10 protein-coding genes and 1 pseudogene are annotated in these 15,432 nt (G+C 65.5%); 3 read left to right on the forward strand and 8 right to left on the reverse strand.

The window, feature by feature from the left end; genetic code table 11:
* The 3 genes from ACBG85_RS05445 to ACBG85_RS05455 all read right to left on the reverse strand — a co-directional run bounded on the left by ACBG85_RS05445 (position 1) and on the right by ACBG85_RS05455 (position 2,990).
* Positions 1–1,194, reverse strand: coding sequence for a phosphotransferase family protein (locus tag ACBG85_RS05445; RefSeq protein ID WP_172827105.1), 1,194 nt, complete (start codon positions 1,192–1,194; stop codon positions 1–3).
* A 133-nt stretch (positions 1,195–1,327) separates the two neighbouring features.
* Positions 1,328–2,215 carry an ROK family protein gene (locus ACBG85_RS05450; RefSeq protein WP_007734524.1) on the reverse strand — a complete coding sequence of 296 codons (888 nt, stop codon included), beginning with the start codon at positions 2,213–2,215 and terminating at the stop codon, positions 1,328–1,330.
* 4 nt (positions 2,216–2,219) lie between these two features.
* A complete protein-coding gene (locus tag ACBG85_RS05455) occupies positions 2,220–2,990 on the reverse strand; it encodes a bifunctional 2-polyprenyl-6-hydroxyphenol methylase/3-demethylubiquinol 3-O-methyltransferase UbiG (protein WP_003945692.1) in 771 nt (256 codons plus the stop codon).
* A gap of 173 nt (positions 2,991–3,163) precedes the next feature.
* Here ACBG85_RS05455 and ACBG85_RS05460 point away from each other — a divergent pair, with 173 nt between their 5' ends.
* Positions 3,164–4,378 carry a glycosyltransferase family 4 protein gene (locus ACBG85_RS05460; protein WP_058039147.1) on the forward strand — a complete coding sequence of 405 codons (1,215 nt, stop codon included), beginning with the start codon at positions 3,164–3,166 and terminating at the stop codon, positions 4,376–4,378.
* Here ACBG85_RS05460 and ACBG85_RS05465 read toward each other — a convergent pair.
* Positions 4,325–6,064 (reverse strand): hypothetical protein, encoded by a 1,740-nt coding sequence (locus ACBG85_RS05465; protein ID WP_209448368.1) that lies wholly within the window; start codon positions 6,062–6,064, stop codon positions 4,325–4,327. The genes ACBG85_RS05460 and ACBG85_RS05465 overlap by 54 nt on opposite strands.
* 33 nt (positions 6,065–6,097) lie before the next feature.
* Here ACBG85_RS05465 and ACBG85_RS05470 point away from each other — a divergent pair, with 33 nt between their 5' ends.
* Positions 6,098–7,324: a lipopolysaccharide biosynthesis protein gene (locus tag ACBG85_RS05470; RefSeq protein WP_007734534.1), complete on the forward strand. Its 1,227-nt coding sequence runs from the start codon at positions 6,098–6,100 to the stop codon at positions 7,322–7,324.
* On the opposite strand, the gene ACBG85_RS05475 is transcribed toward ACBG85_RS05470, so the two are convergent.
* Both ACBG85_RS05475 and ACBG85_RS05480 read right to left on the reverse strand, forming a co-directional pair.
* Positions 7,305–8,261, reverse strand: coding sequence for an ABC transporter substrate-binding protein (locus tag ACBG85_RS05475; protein ID WP_058039145.1), 957 nt, complete (start codon positions 8,259–8,261; stop codon positions 7,305–7,307). The two genes, ACBG85_RS05470 and ACBG85_RS05475, sit on opposite strands and share 20 nt — an antisense overlap.
* A 169-nt stretch (positions 8,262–8,430) precedes the next feature.
* Positions 8,431–9,564, reverse strand: a complete 1,134-nt coding sequence (locus tag ACBG85_RS05480; protein WP_209448369.1) for a DUF3068 domain-containing protein — start codon at positions 9,562–9,564, stop codon at positions 8,431–8,433.
* Positions 9,565–9,780: 216 nt separating this feature from the next.
* Between ACBG85_RS05480 and ACBG85_RS05485 the strand changes: the two are divergent.
* Positions 9,781–10,830: pseudogene (locus ACBG85_RS05485) on the forward strand (acyltransferase family protein); the annotation flags it as partial.
* A 23-nt stretch (positions 10,831–10,853) separates the two neighbouring features.
* Here the strand turns inward: ACBG85_RS05485 and ACBG85_RS05490 are convergent.
* Together ACBG85_RS05490 and ACBG85_RS05495 are read right to left on the reverse strand one after the other, a co-directional pair.
* Positions 10,854–15,188, reverse strand: coding sequence for an alpha-(1->3)-arabinofuranosyltransferase (locus ACBG85_RS05490; protein ID WP_165638670.1), 4,335 nt, complete (start codon positions 15,186–15,188; stop codon positions 10,854–10,856).
* Positions 15,189–15,231: 43 nt separating this feature from the next.
* Complete coding sequence (locus ACBG85_RS05495; protein WP_003945488.1) at positions 15,232–15,405, reverse strand: DUF2613 domain-containing protein; 174 nt, start codon at positions 15,403–15,405, stop codon at positions 15,232–15,234.
* Positions 15,406–15,432 lie beyond the last annotated feature (27 nt).

Below are 15,432 nucleotides of genomic sequence, written 5' to 3' on the forward strand. Positions count from 1 at the left end.
TCAGGCCAACCTCTCCCAGTAGGTACCGTCGAGCATCGCGGCGAGCGAAGCGCGGTGCATGATCATGTCGTCAGGGTCTTCGGGTCGCTGCGACTGGCCGAAGGCTATGGCGCGGGCCTGGATTCGCCACATGATCACCGCCTGACGCAGTGCGGCATAGGTAACGTAGAACTCCAGATCGTGTGGGGTGTGGCCGGTGATCTCGGCGTAGGTCTGCGCGAGATCCGGCAGTCTCAGGAAGTCGGGAAGGCCGGGTAGGTTCGCCAGTCCGGCGATGTCCTCGAAGAACCTGTGCAGGAACGCCATCCAGCCCAGATCCATCTCTCGTGGGCCGAGAGTTGCCATTTCCCAGTCGAGTACGGCTACCGGCGCGAAGTCCTGGTACATGACGTTACCGATGCGCGAGTCGCCCCAACAGAGCACCGCCGGCGAATCGTCCGCGGGATTGTTCTCCTCGATCCAGTCGAGGGCACGTTCGATGAGCGGTGATCTGATCCCGTCGGAGACCACCCACTCGTAGTACGCGCGCTGCTCGGCGATGTGCGCCGTGAATGCTTCTCGTGCAGTCGTTCCCGAATTCGGGAGTCGGAGGAAGTCGAAACGCTCACCAGGTTTGTCGATGGCATGCAACTTAGCCAGGACGTCGACCGAGCTGCGCTGGAGGGTCTTTCGCTGCTCGGGGGACGCTTCGGTGACCCACGATCCGAAGTTGTACGGCATGACGTCTGGCGGCACGTCGCCGGAGATGCGTTCCATCACGAAGAACGGCGCACCCAACGCGTGCGGGTCGGATTCGGACCAGTACACCGCGGGCACAGGTACCGCCGAGTGCTCGCGCACCTGAGCCATGGTGCGGAACTGGGATTCGAGATCGTAGGCAGGAAAGACCGGCATGGTCGATTCCGTCGGTGCCACCCGAGCGACCAAGGGATGATGTTCGCCGTCCCAGGTGGCGTCGAAGAGGATGGTTTCGCTGGACATGCCGTTGGCTGCGGGCAAGGTGACGTCGGCGACGGTCACAGTGGATCCGCTCGGCACCTTGCCGGCCATCCACCGTTCCAGGCGCTCACGGAGGTCTTCGGTGTCGCGGAGGGAATCGCTCGGTCGGGCGACCTGGGCGTGATGCTCGGTTTCATCTGACGAAGAAGCAGTCGAGGCAACGTCAGATGAGGAAGCGTCTGGGCTCACGGTCACCTCCTTCCCGTAGGCGTCACGTGCGATGCCCGTAACGGTGTGAGTCAGAACACTAAAACACGTTACAGAAATTGGGAACAGGTGGCACCCGTTTAGTGGGACTCCCTGCGGATTTATCGGGGAAGAACGCGTGTCAGATAACGGCGGTGAGCGCGAGCAAGCCCGCACCGGTCAGAGTTCCGGCGCCACCCAGCTCGGCGGGAACGATCCGGAGCCCGGCGACGAACGACAAACGGGCATGTCGGGCAGCCGCGTCGAGCATCGGTTCCCACAGCGGTGTACCCGACTGGGCGAAACCGCCGCCGATCACCGCGAGGTCCACGTCCAGGAGGGCAGCCGCCGAGGCGATGGCGCCACCGAGCGCCGTGCCTGCACGGTGAAGCGCGTCCACGGCGATCGCGTCGCCGCTGCGTGCACCCTCGGCTAGTTCACGGCCGGTGTTCCCCGACCAGCCCTGGCTACGAGCCCATCGCACCGCGGACGGTCCACTTGCCACCGTCTCGAGGCAGCCGACGCCCCCGCAGCTGCACGGTTCGGCAGATCCTGGAACGACGATGTGGCCGATGTGACCGGCGTTCCCCGTGCGACCCCGAGCAATCTCACCGCCGAGAACGATTCCTCCGCCGATTCCCGTCGAGACGACCAGGCTCAGGAGGTTCGGGGTTCCGCGTCCGGCGCCGTGGTGGAACTCCGCCAATGCCGCTGCGGCTCCGTCCATTGCGAGGGCGGTTCCGGCATCGGGAAAGACGCTGCGGACGCCCGCTACGAGCTCGAATCCCTGTGCCCACTCGGTGATGTTGATGGGAGCGACGACGCCGGCGACGGTGTCCACCGGCCCGGCGCACGCGATGCCGACACCGTCGACCTCTCGGCCGTCTGCGACTCGTTCGAGCAGCGCCGCACAGGATCCCCACGGGTCGGTCTGCGGCGTCGGAACGCTGTCGAACACGGGAACGCGGCCGTCCTCGGACACGACCCCGGCAGCCATCTTGGTACCACCGATGTCGACTGCGAGGCGCATGTCGCTATCGCTTTTCGAGAACCACGACGAGGTTGCTCACCAGGAACTCCCGCAGACCGGGGACTCGGACCATCCACCACGCCCACGACGGGTGGTAGCGCGGGATCGCGGCGAGCAATGTGCCCTGGCTGGTTCCACGGGCCCAGCGTAAGCCGTCCGTGGCGCCGACTTTGAACAACGAGACCCCGAATCTGTTCTTCGGTTCGCGTCCGGTCTTGCGTAGGTACCGCTTGGCTGCGTACTCGCCCCCCAGCGCGTGCCACGGTCCGGTTTCGTGGCCGCCGAACGGACCCCACCACAGGGTGTACGAGAGAACCATCAAGCCGCCGGGCTTGGTCACGCGCAGCATTTCCTCGGCCATCAGCCAGGGCTCGCTGACGTGTTCGGCCACGTTGGAGGAGAAGCAGATGTCCACGGACGAGTCCAGGAACGGCAGTGCCAAACCGGATCCGCGCACCGCGCCGCCCACCGTCAGACCTGCTGCGTGCATCTCCGACGGATCGGGTTCGACGGGAATGTAGCGGGCACCTGCGGCCTGGAAGACCTCCGCGAAATAGCCCGGACCGCCGCCCACGTCGAGGACGGTGAGACCGTCGAGGGATCGTCCGGTGTGACCTTCGTGCAGGTCCGAGATCAATTCGACGGAGTCGCGCGCGAGCGCGCCGTAGAAGATGTCGGGCGCGGACTGCTCGTGGCGGAAGTCGCTGAGCAGGCCGAACGAGCGTTTCAGGGTTGCCCGTCGGCCGAAAATGCGGGTCACTGCGGGCTTGGTCACGGGTAGCAACTTTAGCCACTGGGGCACCCGGTCCACGAACACCGTCAGGAGCGCGGCAATACGGACGCTCGAACAGTTAGGGTGTTCGGCAGGGTTACCGGCCGGTCAGGCGGGGCATCCCGCAGGATCGCCCGAACCGGGGTGGCCACCGACCAACTCAGGGAGTAACGCACGTGCGCGAGGTTCTGTTGCTCTGCTGGCGCGATACCGGGCATCCCCAGGGCGGTGGAAGCGAGCGTTACCTCGAGCAGGTCGGATCCCAGTTGGCCGAGCGCGGTATCAAGGTGACGCTGCGGACGGCGTCGTATCCCGGGGCGCCCGCGTCGGAGGTTCGAGACGGCATCACGATCAGCCGGGCCGGTGGACGTTTCAGCGTGTACCCCCGCGCTCTGGCCGCCATTGCCGCCGGACGTCTGGGTTTCGGATCGCTCAAGGGCATTCGCCCCGACGCGGTGATCGACACTCAGAACGGCATCCCCTTCTTCTCCAAGACCGTGGCGGGTGCGCCGGTCACGCTTCTGGTCCATCACTGCCATCGTGAACAGTGGCCGGTGGCAGGCAAGCTCGTCGGCCGGATCGGCTGGTGGGTCGAATCGCGATTGTCACCGCGCACCCATCGACGTAGTCAGTATCTGACGGTGTCGCTTCCCTCAGCGGAAGAATTGGTGGACCTCGGTGTCGAGCGCGAACGAATTGCCGTGGTGCGTAACGGTGCCGATCGGCTCCCCGTCGGCGTCGACGCGGGTGGATCGATCACCAGGGCCGAGCGTCCCACCATCTCGGTTCTCTCACGGCTGGTGCCCCACAAGCAGATCGAGGACGCACTCGAAGCGGTCGCAGCCCTGCGGCCTACGCTTCCGGACATCCATCTCGACGTCATCGGTGGTGGTTGGTGGGAGCAGAACCTGCGCGATCGCGCCGCCGAGTTGGGGATCGGTGACGCCGTCTCGTTCTACGGCCACGTCGACGAGGCTCGCAAACACGAACTGCTGGCGCAATCGTGGATCCACCTCATGCCTTCGCGGAAGGAAGGGTGGGGCCTGGCGGTCATCGAGGCTGCGCAGCACGGTGTTCCGACGATCGGTTACCGCAGTTCGAAGGGTCTGACCGACTCGATCGTCGACGGAGTGACGGGCCTTCTGGTCGGGGGCGAGAACGCCGGCGAGGGCGACATCGCCGATCTGACGCAGGCTGCCGGCACTCTGCTCCGCGACCACGAACTCCGCATGGTGCTCGGTGAGAAAGCTCGCGTGTGGTCCGGTGAGTTCTCCTGGGAACAGACCGGCACCGGAGTGCTCGAGGTGCTGACCGCGCACAAGGACGGTCGGTGGGTCTCAGGACTGGCCGCGCCGCGCGAGTCGAATTCGGTTCTGGTTCAGTCCGACTGAGATCAGCGCGATCGCACCCATCAGGACCCACGCGAGATGCGCAGCGATGACGGCAGTTCGGGCACTGGTCGAGGCTTCCTGCGTGGCAATGTCTCCCGGTACTCGGAATAGCGCGAGATCGTTGTCGGCGAAGACCTGTTCCAAGCCGTCGAGCGTGGTTGCCGAGTTGCCGAGTTGACCTGGTGTCCCGCGCTCGATCAGTACCCATCCGACTCCGAGATCGGCCAACTGCGTAGGACTTCCGCCGGCCAGCAGTAGGTCCTCGACCCGAGTTGCCCGAGTCCCCTCGCCGCCGACAGCACCACCGGCAACCACCAGTTGGCCGGTCTGCAGCACGTCGAGGGGTAGGAAGCGTGGTGCTGGATCGAGTGCCGGCGCATCACCGCTGTAGGGGAAGGCGCGGAACATCCCGGCGGGAAGCACTGCAACGTCACCGGTTTCGTCTCGTAGTTGCTCGGCCACCACGGTCCAGGACCCGGGATAGTGCACGGGCTTCAACGCGCCGCCAACGCCCCACACCAGATCCGGTAGCGCCACGATTGTCACCACGACGGCGGCGATCGAGAATGTCGGGCGGGGAAGGGAGAACCGATTGCCCGCCCACATCACCGCGGCGGCGGCAGCGAGTGCGTAGAACGGTACGGCCAGCGCGACCCACTTCTGGGCGTCACGCAGTAGACCGGCGCCGGTGAACACCTCGACCGACCATCGGCCGACGTCGAGCCCCCACGGAGTAGCGCCCAGGGTCGGAGCGAACACCGCGAACAGGGCCAGTAGTCCGAGTCCACCGACAACAGGATTCCGGCGTCGGCGCCACAGAGCGGGCACACCGGCAAACACCACGACAAGCAGAAGAACTGTTCCGACCAACGCGAAGAGTGTTGTGCGCGTGGACGGTACCGCTGCCGAGTTCCAGATACCGCCGAGCCCGGCGAGGCTGCCGAGCGTCGCGAGTCCCGGTTCTGCTCGGGCGGCAAAGGCGGCGACTCCCGCTGGATCGGAACCGTCGCCTGCTGCTCCGGATACGAAGGTGGCGACCAACCACGGCGAGGCGGCGACGAGGAACAGCCCGATAGCGCCGCAGACACGCCGCATGGCCGAGGTTCGGCCTCCTGGGGTGGCTACCACCACCAGCGCGGCTGTCAGAGCGAGCAGAGCGCCGGTAGGTGTCAGACCCGCGTATGCCAGTGACGCGGCCAACGCCCACCAGGACCCGGGCGTGGCTCGGCGAACTCCGATTCCGGCACACACGATCCACGGCAGTGCGGCATAACCGGTCAGCAGGCTCCAATGTCCTTGTAACAGGCGCTCGGCCACGTAGGGGTTCCAGAGCATCACCGTCGACGCGACCAGTTGTGGACCGAGACCGGCCGTCGGCAGCAGGACGGCGACCATGCGCGCCGCACCCCAACCGGCGAGCCAGAGCGCCACGAGCAGGATGAACTTGACCACCAGTCCGCCGTCGATCACGGTGCTCAACGCTGCGATCAGCGCGTCCTGGGGAACGGCGCGGGCTGCGGCGTCGGTGAGTCCGAGGGCGGAGTCGGTCAAGTACGAGCGCGGCGTGCTGACGGCGTCGCGCAGCAGGAGGTAGCCGGGGCCGAGCAGCGGTCCGAGGATCAACAGTGCCAGCGCCAGGCTGTACGCCGCAGGCAGGTAACGGCGGTATCCGGCTTGCACTGTCATGACGCGCACGATACGTGGTGCATCATTACTGCCATGCCTCGCCAACCACTCGATCGCGCCGCCGCGGCCGGGGTCGGCATGGTTTTGGTGGGATCGATGACGGCCAATGTCGCGTCGTACCTGTTGGCATGGTTGGCCAGCCGATGGTTGGGTCCGGTCGGCTACGGCGAGTTCGCGAGTCTGCTTGCCGCCCAGTTGGTACTTGCGGTTCCGGCTTTGGCGTTGCAGACGGTGGTCGCCCGCGAGGCGGTGCGTGGCAAGAGCACAGATGCGTTGCGGTCGTTGGGGTATCGATGCACCGCGATCGTCGCCGTCCTCGCGGTGGCGCTCGCTCCGGCGATGGCGTGGCTGCTCGACACCGGAATCGTGGCGTCGTTCTCGGCATTGGTGACTGCGCCCATGTTGGTTCTACTGGCAACGGAGCAGGGGTTGTTGCAGGGTCACGGTCGGTTCGGCACTCTCAGTGCCGTGCTGGCCGGAGCCGGGGTGATGAAAGTCCTTCCGGCAGTGATCGTTCTGGCTTTCGGTGGCGGAGCAGGCGCGGCATTGGTCGCCGGCGCGGCCGGAACTGCGTTGCTGGTGGCGATAGTTCGAGTGGTCGACCGAACCGTCTCGGTGAGCGAGGACCGTCCGGTGCGTATCGGCGTCGTCTCCGTGCTCGCGGCGTCACAAGTCCAGCTTGCGTTGATCGCGTTGTCTTCGCTGGACCTGCTGATCGTCCGCGTCGTCCTCAGTGAGTACGACGCCGGTGTCTACGCACTCGGCGCCGTCGCGACGAAGGTGGCGTTCTGGCTGCCACAGGCAGTGGGCGTCGTGCTGTACCCGAAGATGGCGAATCCGGCGCACTCGGCGCAAGCGGTTCGCTCGGCGTTGGCGGTGCTCGTCGGCATCGGCGCCGTGTTGGTTCTGGGGGCGGCGGTTGCCGGCCCGCTGGTGCCGATGCTCGTGGGCGACGCGTACGCCGCCGTGGCTCCGATGCTGTGGGCCTTCGCCCTGCACGGTGCAGCGCTAGCGGTACTCCAGGGTGCCTTGCTGTCCGCAATCGCGTCAGAACGCACGCGAGTGGCCCTTCTGGCGTGGGCAGGACTGGTTGTGGAGGCGACGGTCATGCTGGTGTGGGCGAAGACGCCGGGAGAGTTGATCGGCGTTGCCGTGGTGGTTGCGTCGACGACGGCGTTGTCGGTGTCCGTCGCCGCAGTGCGAAGTGCCGACCGCGCCCGGCCGGCACCTCACACCGGCGTCAGTTCTCCAGACGCGTGAACAAATCGTCGAAGTAGTCGAGCGTACGCATCGCGGTGTAGACGGATCCGTAGTTGATGTTCCCGCCCGTGTAGACGACGTTGTCGCCTTGTACTGCGCGGATACGGTTCCACATCGCGCGGTCGTTGCTGACGGGATCCACGCCGGGCGCGGTGGTGACGATCATTCCGTCGGCCGAGTCGAGAGCAGTCACGAGGTTTTCGGTAGAGATCTCCTTCTGTCCCTCGACCGGCCACTGGAGTTGGACGCCGAGGTCTTCGGCCACCTGTGTGGAGATGCCCTTGCGGTTGACGCCGTTGACCTTCTGATTCACGTAGTTCAGCAGCACGATCTGCTTGCTCGCCAAGCTCGGGGCGTGGCGTTCCTTCAATCCGGCTGCCTTGTCCTCGTACGCTCCGATGACCTGACGGACGTCGGGGTTCTCGGTGCGATTCAGCCAACTCGCCAGCTGATCGATGTTCTCGCGCCACGGGCGCGTGAAGTCCATCGGAAGCACAGGCGCTGTCTGGCTCAACTGCTGTAGCGGCCACATGTCGGAGGCCTCACCGATGTCGGTGCAGATGATCAGGTCCGGTTCCAGCGCGAGAATTGCCTCGACGTTGACCGGTGCCTCGAACACCTGTGCCGTGGGATCGGCCGGAACCCACGGCTCGGCGGCGTCGAAGCTGTACGCGATGACCGGCAGGCCCATCGCAACGGCTGGTTCGAGGTCGAGTCGGGAGTCGATGGCGACGACGCGTTTCGGTGTCACCGGAATGTCGTAGGTTCCGAGCGAGGTCGTGACCGTGCGCATCCCGGCCGAATCGCCCTCGGTACCGGCGGACCTCGCGCAACCGGCGGCGAACAGCCCGGAGAATGCAGCCGTGCCGACAACAAATCTCCGTCGCGTCAGATCGCTGACACAGATGTGCGAACCCAGAACTGTTGATGCGGGCATGTGGCTCCTCGTGTTCGGGGTGGTCTGGACTTCCAGAAAACGCTAAGCCCGCAACCACGCGGAGGGAACGACCCGTTGCGCCAATCCGTACGCCGATCCGGCAACAAAGCCCCGAAACGCAGCAGAGCGCCCCTTCCGTGTGGAAGGGGCGCTCTGCTTACTGTCTGAATCAGTCCTTGCGCAGATCCGGACGCGGAATCACCTGAGTGTCGTCCGAGGTCCAGTCGTGCTCACCCGGAGCCGGCTCGGGCGAGCCCTGGCCGCTGGGATTCTGGTTCGTTCCGCCGTGTGCAGCGCGGGCCGGAGTTCCGCCCTTGCCGCCGCGAATGCCGAGGAAGATACCGGCGATCAGCGCGATGACACCGAGGACACCTGCCACGATCGGGACTGTGCGGCCGAACAGCGAGAGCTTGTCCATGCCGTCACGTGCCTGCTGGACCTGGTACTCGATGGTTGCTTCGTCGAAGGGCAGCGTGACCTTGAGAACCTCGACGTCGACCGAGTCCTTGTTGCGTCCGTAGTACTGGTGCAACTGCTCCTGGCCCTTGACGACGACGCCGGTCTTGGGCTCGACCCACAGGTCACGGACGTTGGTGTACCAACGCGTCATCGTGATCGGAGTAGCGCCACCGGGAACGCCCCAGGTGTCGGCGGGCAGGCTCAGCTTGTTGGTGGGGGAGTTGACGACCTTCGACAGGTCGACGGGATCGATCGTCTGCTGGAAGTGGTACACCTTCAGACCGTTGATCTCGGTCTCTTCGACGAAGTCGATGTCCTTCGTGGCGCGAGCGTTCAGGTCGAAGTAGGGGTAGCTCTTCTGTTCCGTGTTGAACGGGAACTTGTACTGCAGACCGTCGCGGGAAACTTCTTCGGCGGGCTGGTCGCTGGACGTCTGGACGGTTCCGACCGGATCGTTGGTCGGCATCGAGCTGACGCGATCGAGCGTGACGCGGTCCAGGGTTGCGGTCAGCAGTCCGGTGTCGCCCTGCTTGTCGGTACGACGGACGGTCTGGCCGGCTTCGACGGTGATGATGTCGGCGTCGGACGGGTCCTGCGTGGTGACGTAGCGCTGAGCGACGATCGGCACGTTGGTGTCGACCTGCGCCTTACCAGCGAGGAGGGCCGCCGAGTTGAGGACGCTACCGGTGCCTGTGGCGACGGTGGTCACCTCGAGGTCGAGTGGCGTCTTCTCCAGCTTGCCTACCGTGTAGGTAGGAATGAGGATGGCGATGGCCAAAAGGAAGGCACCGAGGCCCACCAGAATGCAAGGAAGTATCCGGCTCGGCCCTGAGCGTTCCGCCATGCTGTGACTCCTAACCCGTTAAGTCTTTCGAGGTTCCCCAACCGGCACAATATGAGCTGCGCAGATCGCATGGGGCCCCCGATGGACACCATGTGTGGCAGAACACTAACAGTCCACCGGCCCGGTTTGTCGCATGAGGGCATGAATTGGCCAGGCATTTTGTTGTGAGTCCCTGGTGGTTTCCCTCAATCGGCCTGGGGTGCACACTTATCCGTGATGATCAGTTCCACGAATTCCCCTCAGACGGTCCCGCCACAGGCTCGGGGCTTCGTTCCGGCTTTGGACGGTATGCGTGGATTGGCGGCGCTCGGTGTCCTCGTCACCCATGTCGCGTTCCAAACCGGTGAAGCGCAGTCCGGCGCGATCGGGCGCGCGTTCGGTCGACTCGATCTCGCCGTAGCGGTGTTCTTTGCCTTGTCCGGATTTCTCCTGTGGCGCCCCCACGCGGCAAAGGCCCGCGGAATCGGGCAACCGCAGCCGACGGTCCGATATTGGATCTCGCGTGCAACGCGAATCCTGCCGGCGTACTGGGTGGCGGTGGTGCTGATCCTGCTGTTCCTGCCCGGAGCCGGCGGGGGTTACCAGGTATGGCTGGCGAATCTCGGGTTGGCGCAGGTGTTCGTGCCGTTGACACTCACCGAGGGCCTCACGCAGATGTGGAGCCTGTCGGTCGAGGTTGCGTTCTATGTACTACTGCCGCTGTTCGCGTATCTGATGGTGCGACTACGCGGAAACTCGGCCCGGTTCCGGCTACCGCTTCTGCTCGGGGTGTCAGTGTTGGCGCTGACGTGGGCTTTCATTCCGATCCCGACTCCGGACGCCATTCACCACGACAACTGGCTGCCGGGCTACCTGCCGTGGTTCGGCGCAGGCATGGTGCTGGCCGAGCTGGCCGTGGGCCCGTCGACGTGGATGCATCGCCTCGCGCACCGGCGGGTGCTCCTGACTTTTGTTGCGTGTGTGGCCTTCGTTCTCTCGTGCACCGATCTGGCCGGGCCCGAAGGTCTGGTGCGGCCGGAGCCGTGGCAGTACGCGATCAAGATTGCACTCGGCGCGATCATCAGCTTCTCGTTGATCGCTCCACTGGTTCTGCGCGATCAATCGCAGCATCGATTCCTGGCGAGCCCGCTGGCGTTGGCAATCGGACGCTGGTCCTACGGGCTGTTCATCTGGCACCTGGCCGTACTGAACGCTGTGTTCCCCGTGTTCGGCATAGTTCCGTTCTCGGGCAGCTTCTTCTACGTCCTGGCCCTGACGGTCGTCCTGAGCGTCGCTGTGGCCTCGGCCAGTTACGCCTTGGTGGAGGAACCGGCGCGCGTCGCGGTCACGCGCTGGGAGAAGCGCCGCCATATCGGTGAACCGGCAAAGGGCAACGCGGCCAACCCGGTCACGACCAAGGCCACCAACATCGAGAACTGAATCGCGAACGAATCGCCCACATAGCCGCCCGGTGCCCGCCACGGTCCGGTCGAGAGCAGCGTGATGCCGATCATCGCGGCCACGCCGGCGGTGCCGACGAGAATGCGTGCGGTCCGAGCGGGGCCGAAGATTCGCAGCGCGGCAAGTCCGAGGATCGAGCACACAACTGCGATCGCCGCTCCCACTCCGCCGCCGATGACGGTGGCCGCCGCGAGCACGCCCACCCATCCTGCCGCGACGCTGCGCCACGGACGGGGTGGTGTGAGGGACTTGGGCTCTCGGCGCGTAGGGACAAGTGCCGCGAACAGCAGTGGGATCAGCAACACGAGCCCGCCGAATATGCCGAGGCGGTACCAACGGTCGCTGGGGAAGTCGATGGTGACGGTTCCCGCGGTGCCTGCCGGCACGATCCAGCCCTGCTGCCAACCGTTCACGACCACCGGCGTCAGCTCGGAACCGTCCGGCGCGGTGGCGATCCAACCGATGCTGGTGCTCTCGGGATTGACGATCAGCTGATCGGTGGACGAGTTCGTGACGGTGAGTTCCCGGTGATTCGCCGTCCACGAGGTCGATTCGAGCGGTGTATTCCGTTGCGCGGCTGAAGGACCGACCGCCGTCAGATCGAGGTTGTCGACCGAGAATGCCGGGCCTGGTTCGACGACCACTTCGGGCTGGCCCGCCGGCAACGTCGCCGACGCGTCCAGACCGCACACACGTGCCTCGACGGGTGCGCCGGTCCGGAGTTGCGTCGCCGTCGCCGTGATCGAGGTGGGGAATTGCTGTCCGGCAACCGAAATGGTCGGGCCATCGCCACAGGTGACGGTGACGGTGCGGTTGTCGAATGAGTCCGAGCCCTGCACTCCCGAACCGGCGATCGGGGTTCCGTCGGCACCGATGACGCCGACCTCGGCGAGGCCGGTGGGCTGCGCCTGGGCGAAGCCGAGCGCCGTCTGATCGAGGACCGGTTCCCAATCGGTGATGCTCAGGACGATCTTGTCGGTGACGAAGGGGGAGAGGGTAATTCGACTGGTTCGAGGCGTGTCGTCCGAGGGTTCGGGCAGCTCTCGCACCTGCGGCCCGTTGCCGAGATTCACCGCGACGCTGGTCGGCAGCGACGGCAGGGTGCCGAGTCCCCGGGTGATGTCCAGGCCGGTGACCAGGGTGGGCTCGGGAAGATTGAGAGTCAGCGTCGGTTTCGGGCCGCCCGGTTCTGTGGTGCTCTGCGGCGCCGACCACGTGGTGCGTGCGTCGCCGTCGGTGGCAGCGAAGGCAGATCCGCGTGTGTCGCCGATGTCGCTCGAACCCGAAGCCGTGATTCGGCCTGGGACGGCAAGCAGATCTTCGAGGGCGTTGCCCTGACGCGCTCGGACAGTCAGTGTCGGTGTAACGACTGTGTTTTCGGGCACCGTGAGCGTGCGCTGGAAGCGGCTCGGCTCTTCCGGTATCGCCATGAATGCATTGCTGCACCGCACGCGGTCGGTCGAGTCCGCGCACGCGTTGCGACCGGGGAACTCCTGGCTCAGATTCCAGGCGTTCACGGATGCGCCCGTCGGCGTATTCGGCAGGACCGTGTCGAAACGGATCGGTACGGTCTTCGGTGCGCTGCGATCGGAGAAGTCTTCGACGGAGAGTTCGCTGATGCCGAACTGTGTTCCAGGCGATCCGTTTTCGGTGTGAGTCGCTGTGATGCGTACCCACGGAGTGATGCCGCCCGGGATCGAGACGGTGATGGGCTCACCGGGACGCTCCACCTTCACCGCCGTGCTGCCGTTCGGTGTCGAGACTTCGAGCCATTTGACGGGAGCTCCGATTGCCGCGGCACTGGTGGTCAGATGAAGCAACCCACTGGAAATCGGTGTGTCGAAGTCGATCTGCAACCACTGGCCCAGGGCTCGTTCGATGCCGTTGCTGAACCAGCCGGTGGCGGGATCGCCGTCGACCGTCGATGCCGGACTGCTCGACGGTGAAGTGCCGCCCAGCTGGGTGGCATCCGAGGCGGCGCTGGAGACGGTGATCGAAGCTCCGCTCCAACGGCCTTCCACGAGAGGCGTGTTCGCAACCGGGTAGTCGGGCACCAGATTGTAGGTACGACGAGCGTCGTCAGGGGTGCGCAGGGCGGAACTGTGGTTGTCGACCTGACCGAAATCGGTTTCTCGATCGCGCGGTGTGTCGGTGACGGTGACAGAATCGACGGGCAGTCCCGCAGCTTCGGCGTCGGCGGCAAGAATCATCGGCCCGGTCCCCGGAACCAGCCCGCTTTCGTGAAGTCGCACAGACGATTCCGGCCCACCTTGTACACGCGGAACCTGGTTCAGGTCGACGGAGTACGGGCCGCTGACCGCCGGGGTGCCGTCGGGCGGGGTGACCTCGAAGATCTCGATGGCTGGGTAACCGGGACGCAGATCGCTGTCCGCGACCAGCCCTTCGATCGGTTCGGGGCTATCGTCTTCACCGAAGTGGGCGACTCGCTTGATCCCCGGCGAGCCTTCGACCGCCTGGTGCACGAGTATCGGCCTGGCCGAGCGCGACGTTTCGCCGTCGAGGTCGTTGCGCATCACCAGGTAGTGGATGCCCTGCCCCAGCAAGGTCTGTGCGAGGCCGTCCGACGGACGTCCGTCGGCGATGAGACGTTGCACCGAATCGAGCGCTCGGATGGCGCCGGGAGGGGTCAGCGGGACCGAGTCACGCACCGCCCACGGCGTACTCGCCAACGCCTGAAGCGGTTCGTCGCGCGTCAGACCCCACACCTGGCTGCCGAAGGGCGCTCCCGGGACGACCAGGGCACGTTCGGCTTCCGATCCGGGGGAGGTGTTGTCCTCGAGCCACTGCGCCGCCTCGTTCCAGTACGAGGGGACGTCCGGATACGCACCGCGGGGAGCGAGCTTTCCCGTCCAGGCCAAGGCGGTCGAGAGGGTGAGGGCAACGAGGATCAGGCTGGTCAGTGCGACCATCGGTTCGCGCTCGGGATGGGCGAACGCGCGGCGCCATCGGGCGAGTGGAACCGATCCCGGCAGTGGCACTTTGGCCAGCAGGTGTGCGAGTCCGAGCACCAGCGGCAGACGGACCAACGGCTCGAGCTTGTGGACGTTGCGCAGCGGCGCGCCTGCCGAGTCGAGGAACAGGCGCACCGACTCCGACACCGGCGAGCTGAGTTCACCCAAGTAACCCGCGGCCAGGCCGGTGATACCGACGAACAGGATGAGCGTCAGCCGGCCGCGAGCAGGCATGGACCGCATGCAGAGCCCGGCGAGGCCGGCGGCGGCAACCAGGCCGGTGGCGACGACTGCTGCGGGTTGGGTGACCAGGACGGCGCCGGCAATGCGTTCGGGGGAGACGAACGGGGTCCAACTGTCCGTGCCGCGAAGTATCTCGGCGAGCGATGCCCACTGAGTGGTGACACCGGCGGACTCGATGTAGTCGAGAAACGGTGGGCTGATCTTGCCGAGCAGAAGTAGCGGCACGATCCACCAGAGGGTGCCGAGAGCGACGAACAGCGCCCACCACGCGGTGAACGTCAGCCATGTTCGGTTGGGTTTGTGCGAGAGCCACCAGATGATCGCGACCAGGCAGGCCGCGGCGGTGGCGACGGCGTTGATCGAACCCATGAGTGCGACGGCAAGTGCGGATTGTGCGGCCAACCGCCTCAACCCCCGTGAGTGGTCAGGGAGTCCAGGGACTCCTTTTCCACGCACAGGGCCGAAGGCCAAAACCACCGGCAACAACACCCACGGCGCCAACATCATCGGAAGGGTTTCCGAGGAAATCGAACCGAGCGTGGTCAGCACGCGGGGAGAAAGAACAAAGGCAACCGCTGCAATCACGCGCGAACTACGGCTGCCGATGCCGAGAGCCTCGGCAACTCGGATGATGCCCCAGAAACCTGCGATCAGAAGCAGCGCCCACCAGATGCGCTGGGTGACCCACGGCGGAACGTTCGCCAACTCGCCGAGCGCGAAGAACGGCCCGTGCGGAAAGAAATATCCGTAGGCCTGGTTTTGAACCTGGCCGAGCGGGGCCTGACTACTCCACTGATGCGAGGCGCGTTCGAGAAAACCGAACGGATTCTGCGTCAGGTCGTACTTGGTGTCAGCGGTGATCAGACCCGGCGATTGCAGAAAAGTGAGAAGAAACGCTACGACGGAGGCGCCGAACAGCCACCGCTTCGACAGGGGCTCTGCCGACGGGGCGGTGTCTACCGAAGACACCGCTGCGTCGGCGGAAGAACGGGAACTCGCGAGGCCTGCGCTCTCAGCGGCTGCCGTACTCAACCTGGTTCAGCACGGAAGAATCTGCGTTTCCGCTGCGGTCGATCTCGGGACGAGTGTTGTCCGACGCGGCGGCCGTGACACCGAAGATGACGCCGGCACCCAGAACGGCACCGATGACAGCGCTGGCCACACCGGGGACAAGGAACTTCGTCATCGCGGATCTCCCAATTGGTCGTTAGTC

The organism is Rhodococcus sp. NyZ502 (genome assembly GCF_041464245.1).
In the GTDB taxonomy this organism is placed as follows: domain Bacteria; phylum Actinomycetota; class Actinomycetes; order Mycobacteriales; family Mycobacteriaceae; genus Rhodococcus_F; species Rhodococcus_F qingshengii.